Origin of the sequence: Paractinoplanes brasiliensis (genome assembly GCF_004362215.1) — a bacterium.
Lineage (GTDB): Bacteria > Actinomycetota > Actinomycetes > Mycobacteriales > Micromonosporaceae > Actinoplanes > Actinoplanes brasiliensis.
In genome coordinates this window covers 435,793-449,816 of the sequence record NZ_SNWR01000001.1, presented here as the reverse complement: position 1 = coordinate 449,816, position 14,024 = coordinate 435,793, and the positions used below count along the sequence as shown (strand labels likewise).

At 72.4% G+C, this 14,024-nt stretch carries 15 protein-coding genes; 2 read left to right on the top strand and 13 right to left on the bottom strand.

Annotated features, from left to right (window positions below; genetic code table 11):
* Nucleotides 1-76 precede the first annotated feature (76 nt).
* Both C8E87_RS01820 and C8E87_RS01815 read right to left on the bottom strand, forming a co-directional pair.
* A complete protein-coding gene (locus C8E87_RS01820; RefSeq protein WP_133871459.1) occupies nucleotides 77-592 on the bottom strand; it encodes a flavodoxin family protein in 516 nt (171 codons plus the stop codon).
* A complete protein-coding gene (locus C8E87_RS01815) occupies nucleotides 589-1,563 on the bottom strand; it encodes an Acg family FMN-binding oxidoreductase (RefSeq protein ID WP_133871458.1) in 975 nt (324 codons plus the stop codon). The genes C8E87_RS01820 and C8E87_RS01815 overlap by 4 nt, the downstream gene beginning before the upstream one ends.
* A 148-nt stretch (nucleotides 1,564-1,711) precedes the next feature.
* Here C8E87_RS01815 and C8E87_RS01810 point away from each other — a divergent pair, with 148 nt between their 5' ends.
* Nucleotides 1,712-3,028, top strand: coding sequence for a wax ester/triacylglycerol synthase domain-containing protein (locus C8E87_RS01810; protein WP_133871457.1), 1,317 nt, complete (start codon nucleotides 1,712-1,714; stop codon nucleotides 3,026-3,028).
* Between the two features lie 43 nt (nucleotides 3,029-3,071).
* The gene (locus tag C8E87_RS43445; RefSeq protein WP_166661031.1) at nucleotides 3,072-3,242 is read left to right on the top strand and encodes a hypothetical protein; all 171 of its coding nucleotides are present in this window, start codon (nucleotides 3,072-3,074) and stop codon (nucleotides 3,240-3,242) included.
* A 26-nt stretch (nucleotides 3,243-3,268) separates the two neighbouring features.
* On the opposite strand, the gene pflA is transcribed toward C8E87_RS43445, so the two are convergent.
* The 11 genes from pflA to C8E87_RS01755 all read right to left on the bottom strand — a co-directional run bounded on the left by pflA (nucleotide 3,269) and on the right by C8E87_RS01755 (nucleotide 13,955).
* Nucleotides 3,269-4,018: a pyruvate formate-lyase-activating protein gene (gene pflA, locus C8E87_RS01805; RefSeq protein ID WP_133871456.1), complete on the bottom strand. Its 750-nt coding sequence runs from the start codon at nucleotides 4,016-4,018 to the stop codon at nucleotides 3,269-3,271.
* On the bottom strand, nucleotides 4,018-6,243 hold the full coding sequence (gene pflB, locus C8E87_RS01800; RefSeq protein WP_133871455.1) for a formate C-acetyltransferase: 2,226 nt from the start codon (nucleotides 6,241-6,243) through the stop codon (nucleotides 4,018-4,020). The genes pflA and pflB overlap by 1 nt, the downstream gene beginning before the upstream one ends.
* Nucleotides 6,244-6,377: 134 nt before the next feature.
* Nucleotides 6,378-7,016: a V-type ATP synthase subunit D gene (locus C8E87_RS01795; protein ID WP_166661030.1), complete on the bottom strand. Its 639-nt coding sequence runs from the start codon at nucleotides 7,014-7,016 to the stop codon at nucleotides 6,378-6,380.
* On the bottom strand, nucleotides 7,013-8,371 hold the full coding sequence (locus tag C8E87_RS01790) for a V-type ATP synthase subunit B (RefSeq protein WP_133871453.1): 1,359 nt from the start codon (nucleotides 8,369-8,371) through the stop codon (nucleotides 7,013-7,015). The genes C8E87_RS01795 and C8E87_RS01790 overlap by 4 nt, the downstream gene beginning before the upstream one ends.
* Nucleotides 8,368-10,086, bottom strand: a complete 1,719-nt coding sequence (locus C8E87_RS01785) for a V-type ATP synthase subunit A (protein ID WP_133871452.1) — start codon at nucleotides 10,084-10,086, stop codon at nucleotides 8,368-8,370. Before C8E87_RS01785 ends, C8E87_RS01790 begins: the two co-directional genes overlap by 4 nt.
* The gene (locus tag C8E87_RS01780; RefSeq protein WP_133871451.1) at nucleotides 10,083-10,604 is read right to left on the bottom strand and encodes a hypothetical protein; all 522 of its coding nucleotides are present in this window, start codon (nucleotides 10,602-10,604) and stop codon (nucleotides 10,083-10,085) included. Before C8E87_RS01780 ends, C8E87_RS01785 begins: the two co-directional genes overlap by 4 nt.
* Nucleotides 10,601-10,807 (bottom strand): hypothetical protein, encoded by a 207-nt coding sequence (locus tag C8E87_RS01775; RefSeq protein WP_203720950.1) that lies wholly within the window; start codon nucleotides 10,805-10,807, stop codon nucleotides 10,601-10,603. The genes C8E87_RS01780 and C8E87_RS01775 overlap by 4 nt, the downstream gene beginning before the upstream one ends.
* An 8-nt stretch (nucleotides 10,808-10,815) precedes the next feature.
* Nucleotides 10,816-11,232 carry an ATP synthase subunit C gene (locus C8E87_RS01770; protein WP_133871449.1) on the bottom strand — a complete coding sequence of 139 codons (417 nt, stop codon included), beginning with the start codon at nucleotides 11,230-11,232 and terminating at the stop codon, nucleotides 10,816-10,818.
* Nucleotides 11,229-12,584 (bottom strand): V-type ATPase 116kDa subunit family protein, encoded by a 1,356-nt coding sequence (locus tag C8E87_RS01765; protein WP_203720949.1) that lies wholly within the window; start codon nucleotides 12,582-12,584, stop codon nucleotides 11,229-11,231. Before C8E87_RS01765 ends, C8E87_RS01770 begins: the two co-directional genes overlap by 4 nt.
* Before the next feature lie 88 nt (nucleotides 12,585-12,672).
* Nucleotides 12,673-13,506, bottom strand: a complete 834-nt coding sequence (locus C8E87_RS01760) for a hypothetical protein (protein ID WP_133871448.1) — start codon at nucleotides 13,504-13,506, stop codon at nucleotides 12,673-12,675.
* A complete protein-coding gene (locus C8E87_RS01755; protein ID WP_133871447.1) occupies nucleotides 13,506-13,955 on the bottom strand; it encodes a hypothetical protein in 450 nt (149 codons plus the stop codon). The genes C8E87_RS01760 and C8E87_RS01755 overlap by 1 nt, the downstream gene beginning before the upstream one ends.
* Nucleotides 13,956-14,024: the final 69 nt, after the last annotated feature.

Below are 14,024 nucleotides of genomic sequence, written 5' to 3'. Positions count from 1 at the left end.
CGCCCGACGGCGCTCGATCACGCGTACCCTCCGCCTGATGCGGGCGCTCATCATCGGGGCCCGGCCCGCCCGGCCTTCACGCGGTGTGCCGAAGGGAACCTTCGGCGGTGGCCAGCTCCGCGGCCCACCTCTGCGCCCGCTCGAGCTCGCCGGCGAGCAAGGGTCCCGTGGTTCCGGTGACCTTGAAGGTTTCCGGTGGCCGGGCCATCCGGCAGCCGAGCCGGCGCAGCCGCCGATGGGCCTTGTGTGCCGCGGACCCGGGCAGCGCAGGCTTGGCGACCTTGGTGTCGAAGGCGGCGGCCGCCAGGTCCGCGCGTGCCGGCAACAGGTCCAGGTATTCACGGATACCGACGTCGGCTGTGGCGGGGCGGACTTCACCCTTCTTGGCCGCGTCCTGCCGGGTGCTGGGCCGGCTCAGCCCGAAGGCGTGTGTCGGTGCTCCGACGACCAGCAGGTCGACATCATCGGTGGACGGGATGTCGCGAGCTTCGGCGAGACGTACCTCGAAGGCCTCACCGAGTCCGTCGGCGACGGCGCGGGCGACGGCTTCGGTGTTGCCGAACATTGATTCGTACACGACCAGTGCTTTCATGGCGTGCCTCCGTTTCCTGTGTGCGGCGCGGACAGGACCTCGGTGATCGGGCGTCGCGGGCTGGCCGGCGCCGGTGGTCCGTATCCGAGCCGGATCACCATTTGCGCGAAGCGGCCGGCTCGCTGGTCGGTCAGGACTTCGCGGATGCCGGGGATCTCGACCGGCTGGCTGATCGGTGTGGTGGCCAGGTGCCGCCGGGTGGCCACGAGCAGCACTCGTTGCAGGGACTGGCCGGCGCCGACCCAGTCGGCCGGGCTGTCGCCGCCGGTGCTCAGCACGGCGATCGTCGGCCATTTCTCGAACACCTCGGACTTGCGCTGCCGGGGTGCGTGGACCAGGCCGAAGTCGCGCATCGGCAGCCTCTCCAAAGCGTCCCAGGGGCCGTACGCGGCGGCCGGCACACCGTCGCGGCGGGGCGCCGGCCGGGTCCAGCGGCCCATCTCGGCGCGGTAGCCGTTGCGGGCCCGTAGACGGCGTTCGGCTTCCCGGCCCAGTCCGGTGATGACGGTGCGGCTTGCGGCCCCGGCGATTGTCAGTGCCGTGCCCTCACGGTCGGCGGCCACGCGCAGCTCGTCGATGACGTCGGCGGGCACGACCTTGGGCAGGAACGGTTGCCGGTTGGTGTGGCGGTGTTCGATGGCGTCGGCGAGCTCCACCACCGCGGGTGAGGGCTGGGCCACGGGGCCGGGCCTGATTGCGGCCACCAGGTCGGGACGGCCCGCGTCGGGCAGGACGGTGACCTCGGGGATCCGGCCCGCCCGGCGAAGTGCCAGGCGGAGCGTGAAGACGGCCGCGCCGACGCTGACCAGGAGCTCCCGGCCGTCGGGGTCGAGCACGTCGAGCTGACGGTCGCGGTCGGCGTACACCTCGACCACGTCGCCGGTCAGCCGGAACCGCCACGGCTGGCTGTTGTGCAGCGACGGGGCCAGGGTGGCCGTCTCGACGCAGCTGACGAGCTCTGAGGTGTCCATGGGTGCCTCCTTCCGCTGACGCTACGAGCGGCTCGGACCGGCGGGCAGAGCCGGAGGACCCGACCTGCCGGACACAGGTCCATCGGCCCTGCTTCTGGCCCCCGTGGGACTGCGACGATCGGGCCGTACGGCGTTGGGAGGCGCTGCGATGCTGATCGAACGGATCGGGCCGATGGACCTGACGGTGCTCGTCGCTGACCGTGGCGCCGTGCCGACGAACCTCGGCGTGGTTCTCCTGTTCGACGAATCGGCGCCCGCCCCGGCCGAGCTGCTCGAGCTGATGCGTACGCGGATCGCGCGCATACCCCGGCTTCGTCAGGTCCTGCGCCGGACACCGGTGGGTTGCGGCCGTCCGGTTTGGGCCGACGACCCGTCGTTCACGGTGGACCGCCACGTCGCGGTGATCGAAGTCCCCGACGGTGAGGTGCTGGGTGTGGCGGCGTCGCTGCTGTGCCGGCCTTTCGACCCGCGGCGCCCGTTGTGGCGCGCGGTTGTGACCACCGGCGCCGGCCGAAACGCGCTGATCGTCGTCGCGCACCATGTTGTCGTGGACGGCATCGGCGGCCTCGCGGTTCTCGCCGCGCTCGCCGACGAGTGGCCCAGCGCCGGCCCGCACCGTCCCTTCCCGTTGCCGGTTCCGTCGGCACGGGCGCTGGCTTCCGATGCGACGCGGGCCCGGTTGCGGGCCCTGGGCTCCGTGCCCGGTGATCTGCGGCGTGCAGTGGCTGGGCTCCGTGAGCTCGGGGGCCGCCCGAGGCGGGCCGAGCGGATCTCCTTGGTGCGGCCGACCTCGGATCGCCGGGCGCTGGCGAGCGTGACGGTTCCGCTCGACCGGGTCGTGGCCGCGGCTCACCGCGCCGGCGGAACGGTGAACGACGTCGTGCTGTGCGCGGTCACCGGGGCGATGACGGCCGTGCTGCGGGCCCGAGGCGAACATCCCGGGCAGTTGGTCGTCTCGGTGCCGGTCTCGGGTCGTTCGTCGGCCGGGCCGGACCGCCTGGGCAACAACACCGGCGTACGGCCGATCGCCGTTCCCACGGTCCTCGACGAAGAGATCCGGCTCGCCGCCATCGTTGCCACCACACGCGAACAACGGAGGTCGGCGCAGCGTGCGGCGTCGGCCGGGCCGCTCGGTGTCGCGTTCCGCGCGCTCGGCCGTACGGGGTTGTTGCGGGTTTTCATCGACCACCAGCGCCTGGTGCACACCTTCGAGACCAACCTGCGCGGCCCCGGCACCGTCATGCATCTGGCGGGCCGCCGGGTCAGCGAGCTCGTGCCGATGGTGGTGACGCCCGGCAACACAGGCGTCACGTTCGCGGCGCTGTCGTACGCGGGCGCCCTGACCGTCACCGTCATCGCCGATCCCGTCATCGTGCCCGAGCACGACGCTCTCGCCACCGCCGTGCAGCGGACCTTCACGATTCTGACGTGTGAGCCGGGCAGCCGTCAGGCGCCACTGAGATGAGCGGGACGCCGAGATCGCGGATCGGGATCCGACCAGGTCAGCCGTGGTGCTCGTCCCGGTCGGCGTCGGCCCGGGCGCGCACGAGCATGCGTTCACCGGGCCGGCCGAAGATGCTGAGAACCTCGGCGGGCCCGCCGTCCCCGTCGTGATCTACGGGCTCATGCCGCGCTTGCACCGGCTGCGCGCCCGCATCATCAGAGCCCGCCTCGCCTGACCCGATTGCGCCGACGGGCTGGCCGGTCAGTACACCGCCAGCCCGTGGTCGCGGAACTGGTCGTGGACCCGGCGCAAGAGTGCCTCGTCGGGCGCCGGCGTGTCCGCGAGCGGGAAGGGCAGCCCGAGGGCGGCGTACTTCTGGGCGCCGAGCCGGTGGAACGGCAGCACCTCGACCCGTTCGACGGTGGGCACCGAGGCGGCGATCGCCGCGACGGCGTCGACGTTGGCCACCTCGTCCGTGAGGCCGGGGACGAGCACGAAGCGCACCCAGATCGGCTTGCCGCGCTCGGCGAGGTGATGCGCGAACCGGATCGTGGGCTCGAGCCGGCCGGTGCGGGTCACTTCGGCGTACGTACGGGGGTTTCCGCTCTTGATGTCGAGCAGGACGAGGTCGGTGGCGTCGAGCAGGTCGTCGTCGGCGCGGCTGCCGAGGAAGCCGCTGGTGTCCAGGGCGGTGTGCAGTCCCATGTCGTGGCAGCCGCGCAGCATTTCGCGGGTGAAGGCGACCTGCTGCAGCGGTTCGCCGCCGCTGATGGTGACGCCGCCGTGGGCGACCTTGAGGAAGCGCTCGTAGCGGCGGATCTCGGTCAGCAGGTTTTCGGCTGTCGTCAGGCCACCGTAGCGGCGGTACTGGGTGTCGGGGCTGTGGCAGTACTGGCAGCGCAGGGGGCAGCCGGCGAGGAAGGCGACGAACCGGGTGCCCGGCCCGTCCACTCCGGTGGAGATGTCGAAGGAGTGGAGCGAGCCGGTCACGGTCCGGGCGATGGTGGCCATCACAGCGACCCGTGGAAGGTTCGGGAGATGACGTCGCGCTGTTGTTCCGGGGTGAGTTTGACGAAGTTGACCGCGTAGCCGGAGACGCGGATGGTCAGTTGCGGGTAGTTCTCGGGGTGGGCCATGGCGTCCTGGAGGGTGGCCCGGTCGAGGACGTTGACGTTCATGTGGAACCCACCGGCGTCGGTGTAGGCGTCGAGCACGCCGGTCAGGTCGGTGATCCGTTCGTCGCGGGTGTGGCCGAGCCCGTCGGGGGTGACGGTGATGGTCAGTGAGATACCGTCGCGGGCGGACCGGTAGGGCAGTTTTGTGACCGACAGGGCGGCGGCGACCATGCCGTGTTTGTCGCGGCCGTTCATGGGGTTGGCGCCGGGTGCGAACGGTTCGCCGGCGCGGCGTCCGTCGGGGGTGTTGCCGGTGTGTTTGCCGTAGACGACGTTCGAGGTGATGGTGAGCACGGACAGGCTGGGTTCGGCGTCGCGGTAGGCGGGTTGCCGGCGGATTTTGGTCATGAATCGTTCGACCAGGTCGGCGGCGATGGTGTCGGCGCGGTCGTCGTTGTTGCCGAAGGCGGGGAAGTCCCCGTCGACTGTGTAGTCGACGGCCAGCCCCCGGTCGTCGCGCAGGGCTTTGACCTGGGCGTGTTTGATGGCGGAGAGGCTGTCGGCGGCGACGGAGAGCCCGGCGATGCCGGTGGCCAGGAATCGGTGGACGGGGTAGTCGTGCAGGGCCATTTCGAGGCGTTCGTAGGCGTATTTGTCGTGCATGTAGTGGATGACGTTGAGCGCGTCGACGTAGGTCTCGGCCAGCCAGTCCAAGGTTTTGTCGTACGCGGCCATCACCGTCTCGTAGTCGAGGACGTCGTCGGTGATCGGGGCGCCCTCGAAGACCTGCTCGCCGGTCATTTCGTCGCGGCCGCCGTTGATGGCGTACAGGAGGGCTTTGGCGAGGTTGGCGCGGGCGCCGAAGAATTGCATGTCCTTGCCGACGCGCATGGCTGAGACGCAGCAGGCGATCGCGGTGTCGTCGCTGTAGGCGGGGCGGATGAGGTCGTCGTTTTCGTATTGGATGGCGCTGGTGTCGATGGAGACCTGGGCGCAGAACTGTTTGAATCCCTCGGGCAGGGCCGGGGACCACAGGACGGTCAGGTTCGGTTCGGGGGCGGGGCCGAGGTTGTAGAGGGTTTGCAGGTAGCGGAAGCTGGTGCGGGTGACCAGCGGCCGGCCGTCTGCGCTGATACCGCCCAAGGCCTCAGTCACCCAGGTCGGGTCGCCGGAGAACAGCTGGTCGTAGTCGGGGGTGCGCAAAAACCGGATGATGCGCAGTTTGATGACGAAGTCGTCGACCAGTTCCTGCGCCTGCTGCTCGGTCAGCGTGCCCTCGGCGATGTCGCGTTGCAGGTAGATGTCAACGAACGAGGCGGTGCGGCCGAGCGACATCGCGGCGCCGTTCTGTTCCTTGGTGGCGGCCAGGTAGGCGAAGTACAGCCACTGGATCGCCTCGCGCCCGGTGGTCGCGGGTTCGGAGATGTCGTAGCCGTACTGCTCGGCCATGAACCGCAGCTCCTCGAGGGCGCGGATCTGTTCGGCCAGTTCCTCCCGGTCGCGGATCACATCCTGCGATGACAGCCGGTCGTCCAGCGACGCCTTGAGCGCGCGCCGGTCGGCGATCAGCCGGTCCACGCCGTAGAGCGCGACCCGCCGGTAGTCGCCGATGATCCGGCCGCGGCCGTAGGCGTCGGGCAGCCCGGTGATGATGTGGGAACGCCGGGCGGCTTTCACGTCGGCGGGGTAGGCGTCGAACACCCCGTCGTTGTGGGTCTTCCGATATTCGGTGAAGATCTTTTTCAGGTACGGGTCGATTTCGAACCCGTACGCGGCGAGGCCGTTCTCCACCATCCGCAGCCCGCCGTTGGGCATGATCGCCCGGCGCAGCGGCGAGCTGGTCTGCAGCCCCACGATCAGCTCGTGATCACGGTCGATCCACCCGGGCGCGTGAGAGGTGATGCTCGACGGGGTGTGCGCGTCGACGTCGTAGATGCCACGCCGCCGCTCCTCCGGGAACATACGCTGCAGCTGCTCCCAAATCCGCTCGGTCCGCGGTGTGGGGCCGCTGAGAAACTCCGAGCTTCCCTCGTACGGGGTCACGTTGTCCCGTACGAAAGCGGCCACATCGACGGTGTCCCGCCAGATGGATCCCCGGAATCCACGCCAACCACCAGCCATGACACGCCTCCTGTTCGTTGATCTCAGTCTTGCCGAGGGACCCCGTCGCGAGCAGGGCCATTGGTCCCTCGACATCCGGGGAATCCGCCTCCCGCGTCAACCGTCGGCGCCGGCGAGAACTCGAGATAGAGCCCTCAGGCCGGAGACGAAAGCTTCCGGCCACCAGTTGTGGCCCAGCGGCGCAGGACGGCGTCGGCCGACTCGGCCTCCTCGATACGGGCGAGCGCGCCGTCGAGGGCCTCGCGCAGGGCCGGAATGCGGCGGTGTTCGAGGGCCCGCAGGCGCCGACGGGTGAGCTCGGCCTCGTCGGCGACGATCCGCGCGGCCCTGGTCGCCGCGGCGTGCCGGGCGGCCTCGGCGACCGCCTCCCGCACCGCCCGCTCGGCGTTCACCAGGGTGGCGTCGCCGGGTGGCGCCGCGCCGGGGGAGCGCTCCGGCAGGTCGCAATCCACCCGGCCGGGGTATCGCAGCGCCATGAGCGTCGTCGTGTGCACGGTGACCTCGGCCCCGCCGGGCAGGAGCGCGAGTCGTATCCCCCGATCGCCGGTCAGCTGACCGGCACGGTCGAGCAGGCGTTGCGCGCGTCGCGCGGCCTCGTGCCACCGCGTCCTGGCCACGGCAGCGGCAGAATCCAGGCGTTCGGCTTCGACACCCAGGACGGTCAGCTCCCGCGCCAGCAGTCGCGCGCCGGCCTCGGCGACCGCCAGCCGCCGGCGCAGCAGCTGCACGCCCGCCCGGCCGGGTGGCGTCCGCACCGAGCCGGGCCGTCTCACGGCGCGATCCCGTGAGCGGCCAGCTCGTGCTCCGGCAGCAGGACCAGCTCGCGACGTGGCAGCACCGACAGCGCCTGCCATGCCAGCCTCATCGTCTCCTCCAGGGGCCGGCACTCGTCGGGTGACTGGGAGAGCAGGCCGGTGAGGTAGCGGTCCTCGAACCGGCGATAGTTCCGGTCCGCTTCGCTGAGGCCTCCCGGCCCGACCAGGTCGGCCAGTTCGGCGGCCTGACGTGCGCGGGCGAGCGCCGCCATGACCTGGGCGGCGACGTCGAGATGGTCCGGCCGGGCGCCGTGACGCATCAGGCGGGACAGCGACGAAAGCGCGTCCACCGGTGGGTAGACGCCCGCGGCGGCGATCTCCGTGGAGAGCACCACCTGTCCCTCGGTGATGTATCCGGTGAGGTCGGGCACGGGGTGGGTGATGTCCCCGGCCGGCATGGTCAGCACCGGCAGGACCGTCACCGAACCGGGCCGCCCGGCGATCCGGCCGCAGCGCTCGTAGAGCGAGGCGAGGTCGCTGTAGAGATAGCCGGGATAGGCGCGGCGTCCAGGGATCTCACCTCTCGCGGCGGACACCTCGCGGACCGCCTCGGCGTAGCTGGTCATGTCGGTGAGCACGACCAGGACGTGCCGGCCCTCGACGAATGCCAGGTCCTCGGCGATGGTCAGGGCCAGCCGCGGGGTCAGGATGCGTTCGATCACCGGGTCGTCCGCGGTGTTGAGCAGGATGGTGAGCTCGCCCGCGGCGGCCCGGGCGGCGAGAGCGTCACGAACCGCGTCGGCGTCGGCGTGGGTCAGCCCGAGCCCACCGAAGACGACAGCGAACGGCTCGCCGCCCGCTGTCGACTGGGCGGCGATCTGCGTCGCCAGCTGTAGGTGCGGGAGGCCGGCCTGCGAGAAGATGGGCAGCTTCTGACCGCGGACGAGGGTGGTCAGCCCGTCGATCGCCGAGACACCGGTGAGCACCGGCTCGGCCGGCGGCTGCCGCCGGGTCGGGTTCATCGGGGTGCCGGCGACGGCGGACCGGCGCGGGCCGAGCACCGGTGGCCCGTCGTCGATCGGCACACCGCGCCCGTTGCAGGTGCGGCCCAGCCAGCCGGGGCCGACGTCGATGCGGAGCGGGCGGCCGGCGAAGTGCACAGTTGTCGCCGCCGGGTCCATGCCGAACGTGCCCTCGAGCACCTGGACCACGGCCAGGTCGTCGGCGACGGCAAGAACGAGGCCGTGCCGCACCCGGCCGCCGGTCCGGATCTCGGCGAACTCGTCCCAGCCGACGCCCGTGACGCCCGACACGACGAGCAAGGGGCCGCTCAGCTCGCGAACGGCGCTGAACGAGACGGCGAGCGGGTTCATGACACGCCCTCCAGCTCCGTGAGCACGGTGTCGCGAGCGGTCAGGACGGCGGCGGCGTCGTCCGGTCCGGCGGTGTCGCGAACCCGTACGAGCGCGCCGAGATCGGCCGACTCGAAGCTCTCCGCCGGGCGGCCCTGCTCGGCCAGCCACCGCAGCCGGTCGCCGACCGCGAGCACCGCCTCCACCAGGGCCAGGCCCTTCGCTCGTCCGCAGTAGCCGTCACGGGGCGACAACCCGCTCTGCCTGAGCACCGCGTCGCGCACCAGCCGGGCGGTCAGCAACACCGCCCGTTCGGGTGCCGCCAGCCCGGTGATCCCGATCAGCTCAGCCAGCGCGGCCAGCCGGTCCGCCTCGGTCAGGAGGCTGAGCAGGCGCGCCCGGTCGGCGGCCCAGTTCGGAGCGCCGTGACTCACCTGCCAGGCTCCGACCGTCAGGGCGTCCCGCGCGAACGACCCGGACCACGAGACCGCCGGATAGTGTCGTGCGTAGGCGAGTTCGCGGTCGAGCGTCCACAAGCCCCGGACGAAGCGTTCGCTCTGGGTGGTCACCGGTTCGGTGAGATCCCCGCCGGGCGGCGACACGGCGCCGACGATGGTCACCGATCCGTGCGCACCCCCCAGTGTGGTGACGGCGCCGGCCCGCTCGTAGAACGCGGCCAGCGCCGAGCCGAGGGTGGCCGGGTAGCCCTCCTCGGCCGGCAGCACGCCCGTACGGGAGGCGAACTCGCGCAGAGCCTCGGCCCACCTCGACGTGGAGTCGGCGATGACGAGGACGTCGTAACCCATGTCACGGAAGTACTCGGCCACTGTCACCGCTGAGTGGACCCCGGTTTCGCGCGCCATCATCGGCATGTTCGAGGTGTTGGCGATCGCCACCGTCCGATCGGCCAGGCGTCCGCCGCCACGCGGATCGGTCAGGGCGAACAGCTCGGTCACGACGTCGGCCATCTCGTTGCCGCGCTCGCCGCAGCCGGCGTACACGATGACGTCGGCGTCGCACCATTTGGAGATCTGCTGCAGCAACATGGTCTTGCCGGTTCCGAAGCCGCCCGGCACGGCCACGCTGCCGCCCTTGAGCACGGGAAAGAGCAGGTCGATAACGCGTTGGCCGGTGTGCAGCGGAGTGTCGGCCGGCCGGCGTTCCCGCACCGGCCGGGGAAGGCGCACGGGCCATCGCGTGGTCAGCCGCACCGGGGCGCCGCCGACGACGGCGATCTCATCGTCCGCCCGGTAGCGTCCGGCCGGCACGATGCTCTCGACGGTGCCGCCACCGTCCGGCGGGACCATGATGCGATAGACGACAGCGCCCGGTCCCGGCACGGTGCCGAGCTCGGAACCCCCGGTCACTTGCTGCCCCACGCGCACGCCCGGCTCGAAGTCCCAGCGTTCGCCGTCGAGGTCGGTGCCCGGGGCCTGCGGGAGCAACCACACCGGACCGTCGGTGAGCGGCCGCAGCAATCCGTCGAACACCCGGCCCAGCAGACCGGGCCCGAGCCGGGCGGTCAGCGGGGTGCCCGTGGGGCACACCCGGTCGTCCGGTCGCAGCCCGCCGGTGTACTCGTAGGCCTGCACGGTGGCCCGGCCGTCGCGGATGGCCACCACCTCCCCGGGCAGCGCGTCCGGGCCGATCTCGACCAGCTCGTGCATGGCCAGCCGGCCGGTGTGGCTCACCTCCACCATGGGCCCGTCCACGCGGGTCACCCTCGCGGCGCTCATGTCCGCCACATCTCCTCGATCCTCGTGCCGAGATCCCGCAGCGCCTCACCGGTCAGGCCTCGAGCGGTCACCTCGACCTGGCGGTCATCGAGGGTGCCGGTCACGGCGCCCGACGTCACGATCACGGATGCGCCCGGCCGGAGGGCGGCCGCGACGCGTGCGCGGACCGCTGCCTCGACGGCCGGCTCGGCCAGCCAGGCGCTCGCCCGCTCACGTATCTGCTGCTCCAGGGCGCGGTACGCGTCGCGTCGCGCTCGCAGAACGGTCTGCCGCGATGACCGCCCGGCCGCGGCTTCGTCAGCCGCGCCGGCCGCTGCGGCGTCGTCGTGCCCACGCTTGCGCGCTTCGGCCTGGATCACCGCCGCCCGATCCCGGGCAGCGGTCAGCCGGCGGTCACGCTCGGCCCGAGCTTCGGCGGTCACCCGGTCCGCCTCGGCGCGGGCAGCGCGCAGCAGCGCTTCGCGGACCGGCGCCAGGGGATCGGCGACGCCGGACGGGACCGGCCGGCTCGGAGTCATGGCAGCACCGCGATCAGAGGTCCGTCGTTCTCGCCCGCGGCGCCGATCGCCTCGGCGGCTGCGTGGGTGAGGACGACGAGGCGTACGCCGGCTGGAAGCGTGGCCCAGGCCTTGCGCGCCTCGGTGTCGTCGGCCGCCGGGATGACGAGCAGGCCCGCGAGGCCCCATCCCCGGATCTCCGCCGGAGCTCCCAGCACTGCCACCCGCCCGTTCATGCTCGCCCGATCAGGATGATGGCCACGATCAGCCCGTAGATGGCGATGCCTTCAGCCAGCCCGACGATGACCATCGCCCGTCCGAACAGCTCGGGACGTTCGCTCATGGCCGCCAGCGCGGCGGCGCCGGTGTAGGCCACCGCGATCGCGGCGCCGATCGACGATCCGGCCACGGCGATCGCCGCACCCAGCAGCGCGGCCCAGGCGGCACCGCCCGTGGCGGCGTCGGCCGGAGCGGCCTGTGCCGGGCCACCGGTGATCGCCAGCACCAGGACAACGGTGGCCGCGGCCAGCAACAGGCCGTTGATCGAAAGGGCGACGCGGATCGCCGCGCGACCGTGCCGGCGGGCCTGCCACGAGCCGGCGATGATTCCCGCCACCAGGACGGGGACGGTGAGCAGCCAGACAGTCATTGCGGCGCCTCCTCGACGGGCAAGGTCCACGGGCGGAACGGGCGGCCCTCGCCCTCGAACACCCGCGAGAACAATTCGTAGTACTCCAGGCGCAGCGCCTGGATCCCGGCGACCAGCGCCTCGAGCCCGAACGTCAGTGCGTTGCCCAGCACGAACACCAGAACCGCGGCGAGCAGTGCGGCACCGGCGCGGTGCCACAGGGCGGTCGTGGCCGACCACACCAGGGCGCCCAGCGCGGCGTGGGTCAGGCCGAAAGCGGCCAGCCGGGCGAAGGAGACGACGTTGGCCCCCATCCGCAGCACCAGGTCGAAAAGCTGAACAGCCGCTTGAGCGACCCCGGCGCCACCCCCACCGGACGCGGCGTAGAGCCCGACGGCGCACAGGCCCAGCGCGACGGCGGCCACGCCGGCGCCGGTCCCGGCGACGCTCCATCGTCCCAGGTAAAGGCCCGCGGCCAACGCCAGAAGGCCGAGGTAAAGTGCCGCGCCGGCGATCCCGGTCGGCGCGTAGAGGGCCAGCCTCACACCGCCCTCGCGCCATCGGTTGACCGTGCCGACCAGGTAGGCGACGGCGAGCAGAGCGGCTCCCAAGCCGATTCCGGCGGCGAGCAGCCGGACCGGCTCGTCCAGCGGCGACAGCCAGCGGACCGGTAGCACACCGGTGGGACCGAAGAACTCGCCGAACGCCACGCCCGATGCCGCGCTGGCGAGCCCGGCGCCGGCCACGAACGGCCACATCCGGCCGAGCCGTTCGCGGAAGCGCCGTGGCCCGAAGCGCAGCAGAGGAGCAGCGAGAAGCAGGATCAGGCCGTGCCCGGCGTCGGCGAACATCATGCCGAACATCAACACGTAGGCGAGCCCGGAGAACAGGGTGGGGTCCAGATCGGCGTACGGCACAGTGCCGTACGTACGAACCAGAGGTGCGAACGACTCGCGCAGCGGCGTCCCGGCGCGCAGCAGGGTCGGGGGGTCCGAACCGGGCGGGCGTCGTAACGGCACGAGGGAGCCGTCCGCCGCGGACAGGGCCGATGCGACGTCCGCCTGCCGGTCGGCGGGACACCAGCCGGCCCAGACCCGCACCCCGTGCTGCTCGACCGATCCCGACGCGACCCGTTCGAGGCGCGCCTCACCCGCCACCAGGTCACCGCGGTGGGCGGCGAGCAGGGCGCCGACGTCCGGGGGCGTGGACGCCACGCAGGGCTCGGCCACCGGACCGGGGACACTTCGCAGGGCCTTCGTGGCCGGTCCCTCGGGTGAGCCGTTGAGGACCGGTTCGTCCAGTTCGACGGCACCGGAGCGGGCCAGCGCCAGAAGGGCGTCACGCGTGCGGCCGGCCGGCACAGCGACAGCCACCCGGACCATCGGCACGGGCCGGGCGCCCGCCGGACGGGTGGTCCTGCTTCGGGTCCGCTCAGCTCCGGCCGTTCCGCGTCGGGATCGCTCACGTCGTCGCATCGAACACCTCCGTCCGGCCGCCGCCGCGGGCGGCCGACTCCAGCGCCCCGCGCACCCGCCAGGCGTCAACGGCCAGCACCGCGGAGCAGCCGACCGCGGCGTCCCCGCCGAAACGAGGTTTGTGCAGCAGGGCAACGCCGTCCCGGTCGACCCGCCGCCACCATGCGATCTCGGCCCGCCAGACGTCGTCCTCGTGGTCGATGCCTGCGAGCACCCAGCGGGCCTGGGCGGTCGCTGCGGAGCGCAGGGCAGGGAGCGAGGCCGCGGCGAGGCAGTCCGCACCGGTGAGGGCTCGCAGGTGGACGACGGCGTCCTCCGGAGCCGGCCTGCCGAGCATCCGATCCCGTACCAGCAGAAGCAGGGCCGCTCCGGCTGCCCAGGCTGTCGCGGCCGGCACCCGCATCGCGACCCGATGCAACCACGCGTAGCGGCTGAGGGACGGCCCGGCCGAAGCCGTGCCGGCGAGAGCGCCCAGGTCGAACGCCGGATCGGCGGACCACCCCGCGGCCCGCGCGTTCGACTCGTCGAGGTTGGCGAGCTCGAAGCCGGCGGCGAGCACCCGCAGCTGGTCGGTGGCGGCCCGGGACTGCCAGCCGGCGAGCACCCGCAGGTGCCACAGCAGGGTGCGGCTCACCGCGTGCTCGGCCTCGGCGAGATCCTGTTCGGGCCGCACATGTCGTCCGTACGGCGTGGCGGCCAGCTCGGCGACGGCGCTGTGCAGCTCGGTGTGGCCGGCGAGCCGGCGGCACGCGGGCGTGCCGATCCGCCGCCGCGCGAGGGTCCGCGCCCGGATCGTGCCGGCCACGTCCGCCGCTGCCATCACGCCACCGTGTTTCCGGGCGCGGCCTCGATGCTGTCGCTGATCCTGCGCATGGCCAGGTCGACGAGTGCGGGGCGGCGCTGAGCGGCCAGACGCGCGATCTCGTCGGCCGAGCGGAGCGCCTTGGCGGCACTCGCCTCGGAGCGCCGCGCCGCCGCCCCGCGGGTCTCGGCGAAGGCCTCGGCATAGCCGGCCTGTCGTTCCTGCTCAGCCCGGCCGATCAGGGCGTCGGCCTCCCGCCTGCCCTGCTCGCGGATGTGTTCTGCCTCGGCTCGTGCGGCCGCGACCATTCCGGCGGCCTGCTCGGCGGTGCTCGCCAGGGCCGCGAAGACCGGAGCCACCTCGTCTTCCAGGCGGCTTCGCCGGTCCGCCGGCACCGCGGCCGGCGCGGGCGGACCGGGCGGCCCGGCGGAGCGGAACCGGTCGAGCAACTCGCGCAGCGTCGGCACCTCGTCCCTCCCGTCCGCTCGGCGTTGCCCCCAGCGGGCCCGTCGCCGTCATTGTCGGGCGGCCCGGAA